Annotated in this window: 17 protein-coding genes and 1 riboswitch; of the genes, 5 read left to right on the top strand and 12 right to left on the bottom strand. The window is 36.3% G+C overall.

Annotated features, from left to right (window positions below):
* Window positions 1-15 precede the first annotated feature (15 nt).
* From IGJ02_RS02545 to IGJ02_RS02515, 7 genes are all read right to left on the bottom strand, one after another.
* Window positions 16-393: an OsmC family protein gene (locus IGJ02_RS02545; RefSeq protein WP_430603153.1), complete on the bottom strand. Its 378-nt coding sequence runs from the start codon at window positions 391-393 to the stop codon at window positions 16-18.
* A gap of 261 nt (window positions 394-654) precedes the next feature.
* Window positions 655-1971, bottom strand: coding sequence for a metallophosphoesterase (locus IGJ02_RS02540; RefSeq protein ID WP_430603152.1), 1317 nt, complete (start codon window positions 1969-1971; stop codon window positions 655-657).
* A 117-nt stretch (window positions 1972-2088) separates the two neighbouring features.
* Window positions 2089-3513, bottom strand: coding sequence for a 6-phospho-beta-glucosidase (locus tag IGJ02_RS02535; protein ID WP_430603151.1), 1425 nt, complete (start codon window positions 3511-3513; stop codon window positions 2089-2091).
* On the bottom strand, window positions 3510-5390 hold the full coding sequence (locus IGJ02_RS02530) for a beta-glucoside-specific PTS transporter subunit IIABC (protein WP_430603150.1): 1881 nt from the start codon (window positions 5388-5390) through the stop codon (window positions 3510-3512). Before IGJ02_RS02530 ends, IGJ02_RS02535 begins: the two co-directional genes overlap by 4 nt.
* Before the next feature lie 107 nt (window positions 5391-5497).
* Window positions 5498-6334 carry a BglG family transcription antiterminator LicT gene (licT, locus tag IGJ02_RS02525; protein ID WP_010761645.1) on the bottom strand — a complete coding sequence of 279 codons (837 nt, stop codon included), beginning with the start codon at window positions 6332-6334 and terminating at the stop codon, window positions 5498-5500.
* 190 nt (window positions 6335-6524) lie between these two features.
* A complete protein-coding gene (locus IGJ02_RS02520; RefSeq protein WP_430603149.1) occupies window positions 6525-6857 on the bottom strand; it encodes a thioredoxin family protein in 333 nt (110 codons plus the stop codon).
* 75 nt (window positions 6858-6932) lie between these two features.
* Complete coding sequence (locus tag IGJ02_RS02515; RefSeq protein ID WP_010761647.1) at window positions 6933-7700, bottom strand: MerR family transcriptional regulator; 768 nt, start codon at window positions 7698-7700, stop codon at window positions 6933-6935.
* A gap of 98 nt (window positions 7701-7798) precedes the next feature.
* On the opposite strand from IGJ02_RS02515, the gene IGJ02_RS02510 reads away from it, so the two are divergent.
* Both IGJ02_RS02510 and IGJ02_RS02505 read left to right on the top strand, forming a co-directional pair.
* Window positions 7799-9541 (top strand): ABC transporter ATP-binding protein, encoded by a 1743-nt coding sequence (locus tag IGJ02_RS02510; protein WP_430603148.1) that lies wholly within the window; start codon window positions 7799-7801, stop codon window positions 9539-9541.
* A complete protein-coding gene (locus IGJ02_RS02505) occupies window positions 9541-11316 on the top strand; it encodes an ABC transporter ATP-binding protein (protein WP_430604060.1) in 1776 nt (591 codons plus the stop codon). The genes IGJ02_RS02510 and IGJ02_RS02505 overlap by 1 nt, the downstream gene beginning before the upstream one ends.
* A gap of 134 nt (window positions 11317-11450) precedes the next feature.
* Here IGJ02_RS02505 and IGJ02_RS02500 read toward each other — a convergent pair whose 3' ends face one another.
* Window positions 11451-11588 (bottom strand): tetracycline resistance protein, encoded by a 138-nt coding sequence (locus IGJ02_RS02500; RefSeq protein WP_430603146.1) that lies wholly within the window; start codon window positions 11586-11588, stop codon window positions 11451-11453.
* 224 nt (window positions 11589-11812) lie between these two features.
* Here IGJ02_RS02500 and IGJ02_RS02495 point away from each other — a divergent pair, with 224 nt between their 5' ends.
* The 3 genes from IGJ02_RS02495 (at window position 11813) to IGJ02_RS02485 (ending at window position 16312) form a co-directional block, all read left to right on the top strand.
* On the top strand, window positions 11813-13432 hold the full coding sequence (locus IGJ02_RS02495) for an Ig-like domain-containing protein (RefSeq protein WP_430603145.1): 1620 nt from the start codon (window positions 11813-11815) through the stop codon (window positions 13430-13432).
* 218 nt (window positions 13433-13650) lie between these two features.
* A riboswitch (Lysine riboswitch) is annotated at window positions 13651-13821 on the top strand.
* Window positions 13822-13972: 151 nt separating this feature from the next.
* Window positions 13973-15559: an ABC transporter permease subunit gene (locus IGJ02_RS02490; RefSeq protein ID WP_430603144.1), complete on the top strand. Its 1587-nt coding sequence runs from the start codon at window positions 13973-13975 to the stop codon at window positions 15557-15559.
* Between the two features lie 9 nt (window positions 15560-15568).
* Window positions 15569-16312 carry an amino acid ABC transporter ATP-binding protein gene (locus IGJ02_RS02485; protein WP_174270355.1) on the top strand — a complete coding sequence of 248 codons (744 nt, stop codon included), beginning with the start codon at window positions 15569-15571 and terminating at the stop codon, window positions 16310-16312.
* 45 nt (window positions 16313-16357) lie between these two features.
* Here IGJ02_RS02485 and IGJ02_RS02480 read toward each other — a convergent pair whose 3' ends face one another.
* The 4 genes from IGJ02_RS02480 to IGJ02_RS02465 all read right to left on the bottom strand — a co-directional run bounded on the left by IGJ02_RS02480 (window position 16358) and on the right by IGJ02_RS02465 (window position 19464).
* On the bottom strand, window positions 16358-16924 hold the full coding sequence (locus IGJ02_RS02480) for a TIGR00730 family Rossman fold protein (protein WP_010761654.1): 567 nt from the start codon (window positions 16922-16924) through the stop codon (window positions 16358-16360).
* 48 nt (window positions 16925-16972) lie between these two features.
* Window positions 16973-17611 (bottom strand): histidine phosphatase family protein, encoded by a 639-nt coding sequence (locus IGJ02_RS02475; RefSeq protein WP_430603142.1) that lies wholly within the window; start codon window positions 17609-17611, stop codon window positions 16973-16975.
* Window positions 17612-17746: 135 nt separating this feature from the next.
* Window positions 17747-18493: a hypothetical protein gene (locus tag IGJ02_RS02470; RefSeq protein WP_430603141.1), complete on the bottom strand. Its 747-nt coding sequence runs from the start codon at window positions 18491-18493 to the stop codon at window positions 17747-17749.
* Window positions 18490-19464 (bottom strand): DUF5067 domain-containing protein, encoded by a 975-nt coding sequence (locus IGJ02_RS02465; RefSeq protein WP_430603140.1) that lies wholly within the window; start codon window positions 19462-19464, stop codon window positions 18490-18492. Before IGJ02_RS02465 ends, IGJ02_RS02470 begins: the two co-directional genes overlap by 4 nt.
* Window positions 19465-19470: the final 6 nt, after the last annotated feature.

The following is a 19470-nucleotide window of genomic DNA, read 5'->3' as shown; positions in this document are numbered from 1 at the left end:
ACACTTGATGCTAAACTAAACAAAAATCACATTTTCAACAACCACTATTTCTGGATCTAACGATTGTATGACTGGACAATTTTTGCCAATCAGTTTTAATGCACGCTCAGCTTTTCCTTGTGCTTCTTCTGACACGTGGATCGAAAAATTAATTGCAACACGGCTTAAAGGTTTCGCTTGTTTATCTTCTGCTCGTTCATAAGAGATATCTACCTTTTCAATAGTAAAATCAATGTGAGAATTCGTTAATATTTTCTCATAAACATAGGCTCCACATGCACCAATAGATGCAACTAACAGTTCAACTGGCGAAAAACCGATATCTTTTTTTAGTAACCAGTTACCACTTTCATGTACCAATTCAAATCCTTTTTCCCCTGAAATTAATTCCATTTTTTTCGCTCCTCTGCTTTATTTTATCGTTTATTTTTATAGCGTTTTCTTTATCTTATTATGATAGTACAAAACAGCAGAAACTGATAATAGTTTATTCCCAGATATGATAACCAAAAGCTATCAATAAAAAAACGTGACTAGGAATTCACTCTTTTGAGTGAGTTCCTAGTCACATAAAATCTGAATAAACGGTAGGGTCAAAAGCAACTCATCCGAAAATAAACGTTAGTGTCCCAACCTCTTCTGTTAAGAAGTAGTTTAGTCAAAATTCTTTTTCAATTGATTATCTTCTTGATTTTTATCTTGAATAATCGAATCAATGTATTCTTTTAAAAATTTGCTATTCTCAGAAATAATTTGATAACCAGCTTCTGCTTTGATTTTCTCCACTTCTTTATCCGTAATAAAATCATCCCCAGAGAAAAAGCGATAATTTACCTGTCCTACAAATTCAGCGGCGACATCCAATTTTTTGCTATCAGATAATCCTGCATCAATCAATTGACTGTACCCTAATCTCATTCCATCGTTAATAAAAAGTTCTTTGATGTATTGCGGATAATTTTCTAAGTTGGAAACTGAATGCGTATTTGTTTTTTTTTGATACTCAAATGAATTCCCCTTTAGTTTCACTACGCCGTAAGCTTGAGGTGCAATCGAAAAAGAACTAGACACAATTTCAGTTAGCGGATGGTCATCCGTTGTTTCTGTCATGATATCTTGCGCATGAATATGACCTGAAAAAACGATCGGTACTTGGTATTCTGCTAAAACTTGCTTGAATTCGTTCGCATTATTAAGAACAAAACCGCTTGATAATAGTTTGTTGTGGGCATATATATTATGATGCATGAAAACGAGCGTTTTTTTCTTTTCATGCTTGGCTTTTTCTAATTGTTTTTTGATCCATTTCATTGTTTTACCGCGAATCGTTCCACCTGTTGTGGGACTTGTTTTGGGTTGATTGTCCTCGGGATATATATTGGAATCTAGAAAAAGAAAATGATACTGTGGATTGACTGCTACTGAATAGCTTAATGAATTTTTGTCGTAGTTTGTGGCATTTTGATACCCAAAATCAGCAAAAATTTCTTTAAAATCAGCAATCGAAATCGGATCAATTTTTTCCTGCTTGTCACCAACAAATTTTCTGGCCCAACCATCGTTGACATCATGATTTCCTGGAATCACAAAAACATTGATGCCTTCGTTTGTTAGTTGTTTAAGTAATTCAGCTAGCTTTTCCGCACTGATTTTTTCTCCATTTAACGTTAAATCACCTGTAATGATCAACATATCCGGTTTTTGCTCGATGGCTTTGTTTATAAAAGCTTGCCAACTTTCTTTTTGATAATCAAGTTCTTTTCCAGCTGCTGTTTCTTTGATTTTTTTGAAGGCTAAACCCGAATCAGTTAAACTTTTATCAATATAATGAGGATCACTGACCACCCAAAATTCAATGGCTTCTTTTTTTAATAGCGTCTCCTCATTATGCTCTTTCTCTTTACCAAAATAAACAATTGCCACTACGACAACTATTATGCTGAGTAAACTTAACCCAATTTTCTTTTTCATTCATTACCTCCCCAATCTTCATCATTCCATTCTATTTTATGCTTTTTTACGCAAAAAAGCTCTCACTGTATTTAATTTACTAAAATACAGTGAGAGCAGCTTCAATAATAATGGAGTTTAGATTTCTGTTCCATTGGTTTGGATCAAATGTTTATACCATTCAAATGAATCTTTTTTAATCCGTTTCAGCGAGCCATTCCCTTGATTGTCACGATCTACATAAATAAATCCGTATCGTTTACGCATTTCTCCAGTAGTAAATGAAATCGGATCGATACAGCCCCAAACGGTGTAACCTAAAACATCTACTCCATCTAGCTCGATTGCTTTTTTCATTTCTTTAATATGCTGAGTAAGAAAATCGATTCTTTCTGCATCGTGTACTTTATCTTCTATTAAAGTATCTGCATAACCAAATCCATTTTCTACGATAAAGATCGGCCGTTCATAACGATTACTTAGTAGGTTTAGATAATGACGTAAGCCCACAGGGTCGATCGACCAGCCCCATTCCGTCATACTGACATATGGGTTTTCAACAAGTGAACTATCTCCAAGTAGATTATCTTCCAAACGAACGGCTTCTGGACGTGTTGAAATCGTATTACTTAAATAGTAGCTGATCCCAATATAATCAACCGTTCCAGCTTTTAATACCTGTAAATCTTTATCCGTAATATCTAGTTCATAACCGTTTCTTTCCCATTCCCTGATTGCCCATCGTGGATAATTTCCTCTAACTTGGACATCAGTGAAAAATAACTGCTTTTCATCTTCTTGTTGGGCAGCGATAATATCCTCAGGGTCACTGGTTAGCGGATAGTTTGGTGTTGCAGCTAGCATACAGCCAATTTGAAAATCAGGATTGATTTTTTTCCCTTCGGCAACTGTGATCGCTCCTGCTACAAATTGATAATGTGCTGCTTGATACATCGTTTTTAATTTATCTTCATCTTCTTGATAAAGGATACCTGAGTTGGTAAATGAATAAATTGGATTTTCTAAAATACGTTGATTGTTTATTTCATTAAAAGTCATCCAATATTTCACTTTATCTTTATAGCGTTCCATCACGGTTACAGCAAATTTAGTGAAAAATCCGATCAGTTCGCGACTACGCCAACCACCATAGTGTTTCACCAAATAATAGGGCATTTCAAAGTGTGATAATGTAATGACAGGCTCGATGCCATGTTTCAATAACTCATCAAATAAATCGTCGTAAAATGCCAACCCAGCTTCATTAGGTTCTGGTTCATCACCATTCGGAAAAATTCTCGTCCAAGCAATACTTGTTCTTAGACATTTAAAGCCCATTTCAGCAAATAACTGAATATCTTCCTTATAATGCCCATAAAAATCAATTGCTTCATGGTTAGGATAAAATTTTCCTTCTATAACACCGTCTGTAATTTCTCTAGTGTGATCTTTTGAACCAGCCGTCATCACATCGGCAATACTCACACCTTTGCCGCCTTGTTTAAAACCACCTTCAACTTGATGAGCAGCTACCGCGCCGCCCCATAAGAAATCGTTTCTCATTTATCCGCTTCCTCCTTGCTTGAGCCTACAACGAAAAGCTTCGTTTCTAGTGTTACTGACTCAGTAGTGTTGATGATGTTCAGCGTATCCATACTTGGTCCATCAGTCAAAATGACTGGTGATGTCATCGCATAACCTTTTTGTTCGATTTTTTCACGATCAAAGACTAGCAATGTTTGGCCACGTGTGATTGTATCACCCATTTCAACTTTCGTTTCAAAATATTCACCATTTAAATTGACTGTGTTGATTCCGATATGAATCAATAATTCACTACCGCCATTCGATTTCAAGCCAATGGCATGTTTTGATGGGAAAATTGCTACGACGGTTCCATCAAATGGTGCAACAACTTTATTGTCAGTTGGGATGATTGCAACTCCTTTTCCGGCAATTTCACTAGAAAATACATCATCGTCAACTTCTTTTAACGGAATTACCGTACCTTCAAGCGGTGCATAAACCGTTGTTTCAGTCGTTACTTGTTCGTTCACTGTTCCTTCTTGAAAATCATCTTCTCCTTGATCTGTTTCAGGTAAGAAATCAGTCATTTCATCTTCTTTAACACCGAAGAAATACGTCAAAACTGCACCCGCAATCAACGCAGAACCTACTCCGATAAAGTAACCCACTTTCGGTGTATAAACGGGTATAGAGAAAATATTATGGAACACATAGGCATTCATCGTAACACCTGTCACACCACAAATTGCGCCACCAATCGCACCAGAAATTGCTACAATCGGTAATAAGCGTTTGTATCTTAAAATCAACCCATAAACGATTGGTTCAGTTACTCCTGCAAATAAACCCGTTAATGCCAACGGTCCAGCCAAAGCTTTCATCTTAGAGTGTTTTTTAGATTTTAAATAAAAACCAATTGCGATCCCGATTTGAGCAAAAACAGCTGCAACAGCCATTCCTTCGATTGGATCACCGCCCATAACTGTTAAATTTTCAAGTGTGATTGGAGAAAAGCCCCAATGCAAACCAAACATCACCATAAACGGCATTCCGCCACCTAAGACGATACCTGAAAGCAGCGCACTTTTGCCAATCAACCACATCACGCCTTGAGAAAGCGCATCTCCGATAACCGTTCCAAATGGACCGAATAATAAAGCAGTCAATGGTACCATGATCATCAAACTAAACATTGGTACTGCAAATAATTGAAGGTCTCTAAAAATAATTTTACGTAAGAATTTATCCACGAATGAGTAAATGAAGATCGCTACAAAAATCGGGAAAATCGTTGTTGCATAATCGACAACATTTAAATTGATTCCTAGAAAATCAAGCTTTTCCTGACCAATCATGCCAGTGAACGACGGTTCCAGTAATGCGGCACCGATCACACCACCAACATACATATTCCCACCGATTTTTTTAGTCAACGTGATTCCTAAGAAAACAGGTAAGAAGTAAAAAATCGCATTACTTGCTGCACTTAGAACCATATACGTTGAACTAGTATCCGCCAATAATTTCATTTCAACTAAAATCGTTAAAATAGCTTTGATCATCCCTGAACCTGCCATTGCTGGAATCAGTGGTGAAAAGGCACCAGAAATGACTTCGAATACGTAATTGAAACTTAATTTTTTCTCGGTCTTAGGTGCATCTTCGTTTAAATCAGCGAGTAATTGGATTGCCGCATAATAATCTGGTACTTTACTGCCGATCACCACTTGGTATTGTCCACCGCTATTAACAACTGACATCACATACGGCAACTTCTCCAATGCTTCTTTATCCGCTTTTTTCGTATTTTTCAAGCTAAATCTTAAACGTGTCGCACAGTGAACTAAACCATTGATATTCGATTTGCCACCGACAAGTTCGATGATTTTTTTACTTTCTTCTTCATAACGCATGGGAATATTTCCTCTCTTTGATTCATTTTTTATAAAAAAAGTGACCTAAGAAACACTTATACACTAAGTGTTTTTCTTAGGTCACGCCTGCTTTACCAGTAACGATCCTATTGATTGCTTGATAAGCGATTTAAGTGAAGTGTTAGGTACATCAATTCATCATTGGAAATCGTCCAATCATATTGTTGTTCCAAAAATGTTTTGATTTTAACTGCACACTGGTAATCTTGTTCATACTTAACAGCGATTAAATTGATCAAGGATGAATCCTCATTTGATGAAACTTCTTTATCTAGTTGTCTTTTGACAAAGTAACGAATATGGGTAATGAAACGAGTAAAATCATAAGACGTTTCATCATATTCTTTACCATAATGATATTTAATAATATCGATAATGCTTTGAATGATTTTCGTTGTCAACATCGTTTCGTTCATATTACTAGTAGAGTTATAGGCATTGACAAAATGAAGGGTAATAAAAGCTGCTTCTTGATCTGGAATAGCAATACCTGTTTTCTCCCGCATCATTTGAACGGCTTTTAATGCAAACGCATATTCTTTTGTATAAATTTGTTTAATGTCCCATTCTAGTGGTGAGCGCATTTGTAACCCTTCTGCTGCTCGATTTATGACAAATCCGATATGATCGGACAATGTCAGTAAAATGGAATCATCGATCGATTGTTCTAATTCTGCTTCGCCTAATTGAATAATATCACTGGCCAGTTCAATATCTTCAATATCGATTCGTGCAAGCAGATTGTCTAAGTTATTAACGGAATTGTTACCTTCAAGAACAAATCTTTTTTCAATCAGGGCTGAATCGATCACATCGCCTTCACGCTTGTTGAAGCCGACACCTTTGCCCATAATGATTTCTTCGATGCTATCATCATTTAAAACCAAAGAAACATTATTATTAAAAACTTTCAGTATTTTCATTGAAATTATCTCCTGTTCTTGACTTGAAAAACGAAAAAAGACCTGACCATATCAAACATCACCAAAAAAAGTAATGTGAGAGGTCACGCCTGCTTAACCAGTAACGATCCGTTGACCAAAGTATACAACGACTTATTTTCTTTGTCAATAGTACGCTTACATTTTGATAACAAATCCCTCACTTTGCTCATCACATCTGGCTTTCTTCAAACGAATAAATTTGCTCAATGGACTCAGTTAGCTTTTTAAACTGAACAAATTTTCCTTCTCGAATATATTCTTTTCCATCAACGAAAAAAAGTAACGTTGGTGCTGAGAAAACCAAATATTCAGCTGAAATTTCTTTGACTTTCTCTGCTTCCACTTCTCTTAGTTCGATTTTAGAATAGTTTTTTAATAGCTCAATCAATTTGGGTCTAAGTGAATGGCACACTGAACAATCTTCTTGCGAGACATACAAAAAAGCAAGATGACTTTCATTTATAAAGGTTAATACCTCTTGAATTGTTTGTAATTTTTTCATAGACTGATCATCCTTTTGTGATTGGCTAAATCATAGCACCTTCTTCTCAACATTACGATTTTTATGCCCAAAACACTATTTATTCACTTCAATCCACGCCTTGTAATAATCTTTGTAAAACCCATCTTGCTCTTCTGCAGTCATGATATAACGTCCTACCATCGTTCCAGTTTGATAGCCTTGTTGCTCTAATTTTTCTTTCATTGATTGGAAATTATTTTCCAAAGGATCATCCGACTTGATTGTAAGTAGAAACTGTTTATATGAATACCGTGGTTGCTCTGGTTGCTGCCAAATCGTCTCTTCCTCCACAAATTCTTTTGTTGTGACAGCAAAACCATAAATGATTTCTTTTTCATGATTAGACTCAATATAAACTACTAAACTTGATGGATTATCAATATAGGTCTGTAATTCGTCTGGATCTTTTAAGTCAATTGGAATAATTCGTTCTACATCTAATGGTTCATCGATAAATTCTTTTTCTTTCAACTCAATTAAACTTAATAATTGTTTTTTTCTGTGTTTGATTCCTTGTTGCTTTTTCTCTAGTTCTGCTAATTCTGCCGCAACTCTAGTTTCTGTTTCATCTAATATCGTCCATAATTCTTCTGGCGATTTCCGGTAAAGATTGGTCATTTTATTAATGGGAATGTCCAGTCTACGATAAAAATCAATATCGTTAATTGTCAAGATATCCTCCATATCGAACATACGATAGCCATTATGCCTATTTCTAGAGGATGTTAATAAATTCATATCATCCCAATAACGGATCTTTGACTTTGGTAATTTCATAATTTCAGCCACTTGTCCAACAGTCAATAACTTCTCTTTTTCCATAAAATCACCTCTTATTTTAATTATAAACAAAAACCGTTGACATTCAAGTGACTTGAAGGTGTAGAATTCCATTTGAGTCTTGAAAAGGAGGAATTTATATGAAAATCATTCAGTTTTTCATTAAAAAGAATCTGACACTTATTTTAGCGACAGTTCTTTGTTTATGTTTACAAATTATCGGAACACTTGGTGTACCGTTACTAGTAGCACAATTGATCGACGTGGGAATTGCAAGCGGCGAGGAACAATCCATCAAAACGATTGGGCTTAAAATGCTCGCAATGGCTTTATTTGGTGCGCTCTCAGCAATTGCTGGAAGTTATCTTTCAGCTAAAGTAGCCGCTAAATTTGGTTTAGCAACACGAGAAATGTTTTTTGATAAACTGCAAACATTTTCTATTAAAGATGCAGATAATTTTGGGACAGGTTCTCTACTGACACGAATGACGAATGACGTGGATAATATTCAACAAATGATCGTGCTGTTTCTGCAATTGATTTTACCAGCACCGATCATTGCGATTTTCTCGCTTTATATGACCTTCACTTATTCAGCAACACTGGCTTTGGTGCCACTGATTGCAATCGCAACTTTTGGCTTGATCGTGTATATCTTAATGAAAAAAGGAACACCTCTTTCACTATTGATCCAACCTAAAATGGACAAGATCATTGTAACTTTACGGGAATTTTTTACCGGGATCAATATGATTCGAGCATTTAATAATCAAGATTATGAAGAAGAACGGACAAATAAAACATTTTCTGACTATGCAGATGGTATGATTCGTGTAAATACTATTTTCGCTTTTATTACGCCAGTAGCCTTCTTGTTAATGGGTGTGGTTTTCTCTTCTATCTTATGGTTTGGCGGAAACTTAGTTGCACTTGGTACTTTGCAAATTGGTACTGTTTCAGCCGTCGTGGAATATTCTTTACTAACACTTGCTTATTTAATGATCGCTGCCATGGTTTTAGTTATGTTGCCTAGATCACTTGCTTCAGTAAAAAGAATCGAAGAGATTTTAAATACCCAAGATCAAATTCTTGATACTGCCCAACCTGTTTTACTTGAAGAGACTGGGCCACAAGATGCTTTGATTGATGTAAACCATGTGACATTCAGTTATGATCAAGCGGATGAACCCGTTTTAGAGGACATCCATTTCAGTATTCCAAAAGGAAAAACAACGGCAATCGTCGGTGGTACAGGTTCTGGTAAAAGTACCGTTGCTAAATTATTGTTAAGGCTTAGCGATGTCTCTGAAGGCGCGATTTTATTTAATGGCGTGGATATCAGAAACGTTACGCAAGAAGAGTTGCGCTCTAAAATCAGTTACGTTCCTCAAAAAGCTTTTCTATTTAGCGGAACCATTAAGAGTAATTTATTGATGGGCTATCCTGAAGCAACGAAAGCCGATATGGATCGAGCTGCTGAAATTTCCCAACTTGCTTCTTACCTTGCTACATTAGAAGATGGTTACGATTCATTCGTTGCACAAGGCGGTACCAACTTCTCAGGTGGTCAAAGACAACGTTTGTGTATTGCTCGTGCTTTGATCAAACCAGCGGATATTTATATTTTTGACGATAGCTTTTCTGCCCTTGATTATAAAACAGATGCTACATTAAGACTCGCATTAAAAGAAGAAATGGCAGATAAAACCTTACTGATCGTCGCTCAACGATTAAGCACGATCCAACAAGCAGATAATATTATTGTGCTAGATGAAGGAAAAATCGTTGGTCAAGGCACACACAGCCAACTGTTGCAAAATAATAAAACGTACCAAGAGTTTGCCCGCTCACAAGGGATTATCATGGAAGGAGCACAGTCATGATGGAAAAATTAAATAAACAAACATTAAAACGATTCTTTCAATTGATTCGACCTGAACGTCCGATATTTTTCGGCTTGATTCTATGTAGTTTGGTCGGCAATGCCTTAGTCATTGCTATGCCTTTCATTATGGGTATCGCTATTGATGATTTGCTTACACTGATCAAAACTCATGGCGTCGGGAATATCACGTTTTCACTGGTTCAAGAAGCTTTATTGACACCTGTTTTGATTTTGATTGTCTTTGCGATCATCAGTAGTTTGCTGTCTTACACGCAAGAACGTGTGATGGCTTCTTTAAGTGAACGGATCACATTAAGAGTCAGAAAAGAAGTCACAAAAAAATTCAAATCACTGCCGATGGCGTTTTTTGACCAACATCAAGTAGGAGATATTCTAAGCCGAACAACGACCAGTTTAAACCAATTGTCTCAAGTATTCCTAACTGGGATCAATCAATTCTTTACATCTGTCTCAACGATTGTATTTGCTGGTATTATGTTATTCTACATTGATGTAAAACTAACGCTGATCGTCGTTGTCCTAATTGCTGGAAGCTCATTCTTAACTGGTAAAATTGCCAATAAAAACAAGAAACTGGCTGAAGCAAGTCAGGCTGAACTTGGCATTTTAAATAATAAAACAGAAGAGTTTTTATCTGGAAATTTAGTGACGAAAACTTTTAATCAACAAGATCATGCCAAAGACGTTATATCAGAAACAAACCAAAAGCATTATAAAGCATTTTTAAGTGCTCAATTTATGAACTTTGCGATTTATCCAGCAATTCGTTTGATCAATCAATTAGCGTTTATCGTCAGTGCGATCATCGGTGCCTTCTTAGTTTTACAAGGCGGCATCACGATTGGGCTACTTCAAGCTTACCTACAATATATCAATCAAGTTTCTGAACCAATTTCTACAGCGTCTTATGTCATCAACTCAATTCAAGCAGCCTTAGCTGCTGTTGATCGAATCTTTGAAATTTTAGATGCAGAAGAGGACGTTCCAGAAAAAGCAAACTTACAAGTCATCGATCGACCAACTGGTGCTATTGCTTTTGATAACGTTCAGTTTGGTTATACCGAAGAGAAAATGTTGATGAAACAAGTTGATTTCACAGTTAAACCAAAACAAATGGTTGCAATCGTTGGACCAACTGGTGCTGGTAAAACAACGTTAGTAAACTTATTGATGCGCTTTTATGAGTTAAACAGTGGTCGCATTACCTTTGATGGCGTAGATATCACAGATCTTTCACGAACAAATTTACGTGCAATGTTTGGGATGGTTTTACAAAATACGTGGTTATTTGAAGGAACAATTGCGGAGAATATTGCTTACGGACGAATGGATGCAACACGAGAAGAAGTTATCGAAGCTGCTAAAATTGCCCAATGTGATCACTTTATCCGAACGTTGCCAAATGGTTATGATTCGATTATTTCAAGTGAAAATGGCTCTTTATCACAAGGTCAACAACAACTATTGACGATTGCCAGAATCATTTTGGCAAACCCTCCTGTCGTTATTTTGGATGAAGCAACATCTAGTGTAGATACTAGAACAGAGGCTCATATTCAAAAAGCCATGGATGAAGTGACGAATAATCGGACAAGCTTTGTAATCGCGCACCGTTTATCTACGATTGAAAATGCTGACCTAATTTTAGTGATGAAAGATGGCGATATCGTGGAAAAAGGAAATCACCAAGAGTTGTTGGCGAAACCCTCATTGTATGCATCGTTGTATAATAGTCAGTTTCAACAGACTTAGATAAGTGTATACACAAAAGGCTATCTGATTTGTTTTAGATAGTCTTTTTGTGTTACTAACTAAAAGAGTTTCACTTCCTAATTGATTGTTTTAATCTATCCCATCATTATAAGAAAAAAGTTAGTTGAGTCGACTTAATAGTCTACATAGTTGTCCTTCATTTTACTCAAGGAAACTATTGAGATTGCGATCAACAACATTCCCATAAACGCTGGCCCAGCAGATCCAATGGTTATATAAAGCTGTCCGCCAATAACTGTTCCTACACTCATGTTTGCGATTCCTACCTGTTTACTCTTTTTCGTTCATGTTCTATTGGCTTTCTCCTATAAATTATATTTTTATCTCAACAATCATACTAACTACCTTTTAAACAGCATTTTTATAACAAATATATTTCTTTATTGCTATTCCCTAAAAGTTATATTATACTTTATGTATACAATATTTCACTAACAATAGGCTACGAACTCAAAAAAGGAAAGGAATTACTATCTTGAAAAATTTAAAATTAGGTTTAATTGGTATTTTTTTACTGGGAGCAACGTTGGTTAGTTTAGCTCCTGAATCTGTATCCGCAGTAGAATCTCGTTCCGTCATTGGTAACGATGATCGTGTTCAAATCACTGACACTACAGCCGTGCCTTATCAAAGTACTGTCTTTATTGGTGCAAATGGCGCTCTCGGTTCGGGCTCTGTTATCGGAAAAAACACTGTACTAACAGCTGCTCATGTCGTATCTGGTATCAAAGACAATCCAAATACAGATTCTAACTATGTTGTTCCCGGAAGAAACGGTGCAACTCTTCCTTATGGAAAATTCAAAATTAAAGAGGTTCATATCTTTAAAAAATATTTAACGACTTCAAGTACAAGTGATGACGTGGCAATACTTACTTTGGAACCAAATGATGGTAAGGGGATTGGGGATATTGTTAAACAAAATCCAATCATCTTAACGGATACCGTAACGATTGGAGACAATGTGTCGAGTTCAGGTTATCCCGGGGATAAACCATGGGGAACCCAATGGGAAGCGAAAGGTAAAATCATTGGAAAACAAACAGCTAGCCTAATCGATTACGACTTTGATACTTTCGGTGGTCAATCTGGTTCTTCCGTATTTAATGACAAGCATCAAATAATCGCTGTTCATTCTGCTGGCGGCGGCAACCGAAATGTTGGTGTAAAATTAAATTCAGAAAAAATTGATTTCATTTTAGAACATATTGGTGAAGCAAGCACTCCTATTGAGATAGCGCCTAAAGAAATTGTCATTGAAAAAGACGCTGTCGAACTAAATGCTGGGGACTCTATGACTCTTAAAGCTTCTGTTTTACCAGAGAATACAACGAACAAGCAATTACACTGGGAAACTGCCACTGAAGAGATTGTGACTGTTGATAACAATGGGAATATCACAGCTGTAAGCCCTGGTTCTGCATGGGTTTCAGTATCAACGGCTGACGGAAAAATCACAAAATATATTGATGTTGATGTAAACGAAGTTGCTCCTGAAGAAATCGTTGTTGATCATGAAAACGTAGAGTTATTCCTAGGTGAATCAATGACACCGAAAGCTTCTGTTTTACCAACCAATGCAACTGATAAAGAACTATTCTGGATCTCAGATGATGCCTCTATCGCTGACGTTGATGATAATGGCACAATCACAGGTAAAAAAGTCGGAGCAACTGAAATTAAGATTCTTTCTGTAACTAATTTTGGTGATATCGAAAAACGCATTACGGTTACAGTCAAGGAAAAATTAAAACCAGCGGACTTAACTTTCCCAGCTAGAATCGGTTCGCATTTTTCTAAGCAAGAAATGAAAGAAACTCGTGAAGTAATCTCTAATACTGACAAACTCACTCATATTCTATTCCATCTAAAAAAACCTAATGCTTTATACGATTTAAAAATTGGTGAATTTGATTTCAACGGTGAAACTGGCATTTATAATGTCCAAGCCATTACACTAGGAAAACCATTCACACAATTTTATTACACAATCGATACTGACAGACAATTAGCGGATAGTAAAATCGTTATAATGTATGTCGACAAGAAAAATCCAAAAATCGTAAAGGATTATTTCTTCGTTGAAAAAAGATAAAACTTTAACATAAAATTTTTAAGTGCTTGAGACAAAATAGTTATTTGAATTTAGAGAGTGAAGCAAAACAGATCGTTAGTTTTCCCTCGCTCTTTTACTTTTTTAACAAACCATTGTAAAACAGTTAGAAATCACTAGACTTTCCAAGCAAAATATTGACTTTTTTAATCAATTAACGTACACTATGAACTTGAATTAACTAATTAAATAGTACCTCAAATTGAGGTAGAGGTTGCGATTTTTATTAAGCTTGTGGAGTGAGAGGCACGTCGAAGCAAGTCTAGGAAAAATCGCCGAAATGCATAACAGCCTCCCTGTTATGTGTTGGGACGTAAGCGAATAACTTGCGGACTGTCTTAGTAGTGATGCTAAGTTGCGCTATGTTTTTGTTGAGAGTACCTGACGATAGTAGGCAGCTATGCATTTTGCATAGTTGTTTTTTTGCGTAAAGGAAGAATAGGTTTAGACACATTCTTCAAAACTCTTTAAACTAAATTATAGTAGAACAAACTCAAGGATGTACAAGAAAGGAAGACAAACATGAACAAAAAATTATTTTCACTTGGCTTGTTAGTTGCATTTATTTTAAGTATTTTTTGTGCCCCAGTATTCAGCCAAGCAGAAGAGCCAGCGGGTGAATTCCGCGTCGGCATGGAGGCAGGTTACGCACCATTTAACTGGTCTCAAAAAACAGATGCAAATGGCGCTGTGCCAATCCAAGGAAATTCTTCTTATGCAGGCGGTTATGATGTCCAAATCGCGAAAAAAATTGCCGATGGATTGAATAAAAAACTGGTTATTGTCCAAACAAAATGGGATGGTTTAGCACCAGCCTTACAATCTGGGAAAATCGATGCGATTATAGCAGGGATGAGTCCAACAGCTGAACGTCGCAAAGAAATCGATTTTACCGATCCCTATTATGAATCACAATTAGTTGTTGTCGTTCAGAAAAAAGGCAAGTTTGCAGATGCTAAGAATTTGAAAGATCTATCTGGCGCAAAAATCACTGCACAATTAAATACTTTCCATTATAGTGTAATCGATCAAATTCCTGGCGTTAGTAAACAACAAGCCATGGATAATTTCTCAGCAATGAGAACGGCCCTTGCTTCCGGCATGATCGATGGTTATGTCAGCGAACGACCAGAAGGTGTAACGGCCACAAGTGTTAATAAAGATCTAGAAATGCTAGAGTTTTCTAAAGAAAATGGTTTCCAGACAAATGCTGAAGATGTTCAAATCGCTGTTGGTATGCGAAAGGCTGATCCCGAAATTGCGAAAGTCAACCAAATATTGTCTGGTATTTCTTCAGAAGAACGAACAAAAATCATGGATCAAGCAGTCAAAGATCAACCTGCTGCTGAAACAAGTGAGAATGAAAAAGCAGGCGTTTTAGCTGATTTCAAAAATATCTGGAATCAATACGGCGGTATGTTCTTACGTGGTGCAGGTTTAACCTTATTTATCGCGTTGATTGGTACATTTGTCGGAACTGCTTTAGGTTTATTGATTGGTGTCATCCGCACGATTCCAGAATCTGAAAATAAAGTGAAACGCTTCTTCCAAAAATTAGGTAATGCCCTACTTTCTATTTATATTGAAGTGTTCCGTGGTACGCCTATGATGGTTCAAGCGATGGTTATCTTTTACGGTTTAGCCTTAGCTTTTGGAATTTCCTTAGATAGGACAGTAGCAGCTTTGTTTATTGTTTCTATTAATACAGGTGCTTATATGTCTGAAATCGTCCGTGGCGGAATCTTCGCTGTTGACCAAGGACAATTTGAAGCAGCTCAAGCCATTGGGATGACACATGGTCAAACAATGCGCAAGGTCGTAGTCCCTCAAGTATTGCGTAATATTTTACCAGCAACTGGAAATGAATTTGTCATCAACATCAAAGATACAGCTGTCTTGAGTGTTATCGGAGTAGCAGACTTATTCTTCCAAGGAAACTCTGCATCTGGCGCAAACTTCCAATTCTTCCAAACATTTACGATTGTGGGTATCATGTACTTGATTATGACCTATGCAATCACTCGCGTTTTACGTGTTGTTGAGAAGAAAATGGACGGCCCTTCTGCCTATGTGAAACTAGAAGAAGCAGAAAATCTAAAAGAAAGCTAAGAGGAGAGTATGATGAACGCAATTATTGAAGTCGAACATTTAAGAAAAAGCTTCGGTGAAAATGAAGTGTTAAAAGATATCAATGTGACAGTAAATAAAGGAGAAGTCGTGACAATCATCGGCTCTTCTGGTTCTGGTAAATCAACTCTTTTACGTTGCATCAACTTATTGGAAAAACCTACAGGTGGCAAAATCATCTATAACGGTGAAAATGTCTTAGAACGTGGCTATAACTTACCGAAATATCGTACTCACTTAGGTATGGTGTTTCAATCGTTCAACCTATTTAATAATATGAATGTTTTAGAAAATTGTACTTCTGGACAGATTACTGTCTTGAAACGCAGCAAAGAAGAAGCTAAAAAGATTGCCTTAGAAAATCTTGAAAAAGTTGGTATGGAGCGTTTCATTGATGCGAAACCCTCACAACTTTCTGGTGGACAAAAACAACGTGTTGCTATTGCTCGCGCCTTGTCCATGAATCCAGATGTCATGCTTTTCGATGAACCAACTTCAGCACTTGATCCTGAAATGGTCGGTGAAGTGTTGAAAACAATGAAAGATTTAGCCCATACAGGGTTAACAATGATCATCGTAACGCATGAAATGGAATTTGCAAAAGAGGTTTCTGATCGTGTGATTTTTATGGATAAAGGTGTGATTGCTGAAGAAGGCACATCTGATGATATCTTTGTTCATCCAAAAGAAGAGCGGACAAAAGAATTTTTACACCGTATCTTATCTAAAGCCTAAGCAAAGAAACTCGTTTGAATGGTCAGCATTCAAACGAGTTTTTACTTATTTATATTGTCTAATCGCTGGTGGTGTGAAAGCCTCAATAAATTGTTGTATTTCAGCCAAATCATCCGAAAAGAAAATCTTGTCCCGATCTTCCTTTGTTAAAAATCCATCTGCAACCATCTTATCAAAGAATTCTGCCAACAGATCATAATAGCCATCTACATTAAAAAAGATACAAGGATTTTGATGTTCCCCTACTCTTCCCCAAGAAACGACCTCTGATATTTCTTCTAACGTTCCAGGTCCACCAGGTAATGCTAAATAGCAATCAGCGAGATCAATCATCTTACGTTTACGTTCATGCATATCATTTACAATATGCATCTCCGTAATATTTTGATGCGCCAACTCTCGCTCTAATAGAAACGTTGGCATAACACCGATTGCCTTTCCACCATTTTCAATAACCGTGTCCGCCAAACTCCCCATTAAACCGACGTTGCCGCCGCCATAAACAAGATCATACTCATTGTCATGCATCCACTGCCCTAATTTTTTTGTTTGCTCCTGATAAATTGCCTTGTTCCCTACACTGGCACCGCAATAAACCGCCATCTTTTTCATAAAATCCCACCTACTGTAATTGAATAAGAGCCTTTGCTCGTTTCGTTTTTATGCTTCTTCACTTTGCGATTGATACGAAATATCATTAAATGATTTTATCGTATAGTTCTGTTGATTGGTTTCTTTTTCTAAAATTGTAATACTTGTATTCGCAAGTGGGCCGCCTTCACGCCATTTTGCCTTTTCTTTTCCTACTAGTGAATTGATCAGTGTAATTAGTAAAACACCATGAGCTACGATCAACACTTTTCCATCTGGATAGGATTCACTAATTTTTTCGATTGTTTCAGTCGAACGTGCAACTAAAGAATCAATCGTTTCACCGTCAAAAGCTGTCGGATCATATAAATCTGGCCGATTACGTAAGTGGTCAGTTTGTTCATCAGTATGATCAATTTCGACGCCTTCACGTTTACCGAATTTGATTTCTCTTAATGAATCATAATATTGCACAGTCAATCCATCTAAAAAATTATTTTCTTTAAGAATATAATTTGCCGTATCCATTGCTCTTTTTTGAGTGCTGACATACACTGCATCAAATGCTATATCCCCAAGATAGCGTCCAGCTTGAATCGCTTGTTCGATACCAATTGGTAACAATGGTGAGTCAATCTCTCCTCCTTGGAATCTCAAGCTTAGATTCAGCTCCGTTTTTCCATGTCTAATAAAATAAAAAGTAGTCATATGCTTTACCTCCATTTTTAAACTCTTCCTTACACTTGCATATGATACTACAAATAAGAAATCTTTGCTTTATTTCTCAGTAATAGTCAAAAATAGTACGTCATAAAACTTTTCTTCCCTATTTCTACCACTCAATCAATCCTGTTGGTCTGAAATTTCAGCATATATTTCTCTAAGTGTTCCTTCTTGATCGTGTCCCACTGCGATTTCCTTTAAAAATTCTTTGGATTTGTTAAAGTCATTTGAATTGGAAACAACAGGTGTATAGTCCGATGTTAGCCGCTCATTGCTTTCTTTAACTTGTTTCTCGTATCCCGCTATTCCTTCAGAAATTTGCTTATCTGACATCTTCATGTTTTTTCCGATTGCTTCGATAAGCTCTGTTTCATTGTTATTTGGTAGTTTTCCTTTAACAGGAGCAATCTTAATGCTTACTGTTTGCGATTTTAAATAGGCTTCTTTCTTTTCTAAGGAATAGACATATTTTAAATTTATTTCTGAAAAAGCTTGTAACTCGTTCCCTCTGTAAAAAGAAGACACCGCTTGAAAGTCTAATTCTTTATTTCTAGCAAAAATAGCATAATTCGTTCCTTTTAATTGTACAGTTTTTGAGGTCAAGTTATTCGAAAGGGTCTTATTCATTTCTTTATAGTATGTTGGAATCAGTACTTTGTATTTATCTTGAAGGATATCAAACGCATCTTTTTCTGTTTTTATTTTTGTGTAATCATAGTCTCCAAAAGTTTTTTCCCGTTCTTCAGACCAGCTCATTGCTTGATCTTCATTGGAAAATTGAGCGTAGCGTTCTGCTTTTTTACAGCCCACAATCCCCAGTAGCGTAATGAGTATCACTACTCTTAATAATTGTTTTCTCTCTGTCATGCCGGCACCACCACTTTAACAGCTTCTTTCCCTGGAAATGCTTCTTGGGAGAAACTTAATTCAACTTTGCTTGTGTCCAATAATTCATATAAAACCACACTCTCTACGCTCTCAGCCTTCTTCACTTTTTGAGATTGTGTTTCAGCTAGCTCTTCGACATCTAAAAAACTCGTATTTTCTGATAATGCCCCCAGCGATAAAACCTGTCCATTTTGTTTCGCTACTACAAGGTCTTTCCAAATAGAGGGTTGAGTTGTTTTCATACTTAAATTAGTAAATGTATATCGGATAGCTAACATTTTTTTATCTTCTTTTCCAGTAATTTGTCGTACACCAGTTGTTTCTATTTTTATGTCAGAATTCTCAATCGTTATAACGTCTCCTTCTTCTTTTTTTTGCTCTGCTTGTACTTTTTTGGCTTCAGATTCATCAAAATCTATTTCTTTAAACGTTGCAACAGATTCATCAATTTTCTCAGAACGTTTTTCATATGAATTATCATCTGCTGAATAGAAAGTGAGTTGAACAAACCCATGTTTTGTCCATATATAATAGAAATGCGCCCAAACACTTTTGTCTTTTACTTTTGTATTCAATGTGTACTTATAAGCTGGATAATTTCCTACTTCTAGCTTTTTCATATAGATATCTTTTGCCTGTTTATACCTATAACGTTCTTTTAGCTTGATTCTTGTTTGCTCGCCAAAATCTTTTTGAGCTACTCCCTTTACTGGATTAACAGAAACCACTAAACTAGAGTTACTTTTCGAGTCTTCTGCACTAAATGCCGTCTGAAGTCCATACTCTGTTTTCTTTTCTTGAGTCACTTTCCAGCCACCAGGTAACTGTAATTCATAAGTAATTCCATCAGCATTAAAGTGTTGTTTTTTTTGGTCTAATTTTTGTGTACATCCTATTAAAAAATATAGGCTAACTGCAAACAGTAGAATTGTCATTCCTTGTTTTTTCATTGTGTA

Origin of the sequence: Enterococcus sp. DIV0724b, from assembly GCF_050531475.1 — a bacterium.
Classification (GTDB): domain Bacteria; phylum Bacillota; class Bacilli; order Lactobacillales; family Enterococcaceae; genus Enterococcus_L; species Enterococcus_L haemoperoxidus.
Note: the sequence above shows the minus strand (reverse complement) of the source record. Positions and strands in the feature narration are given on the sequence as shown.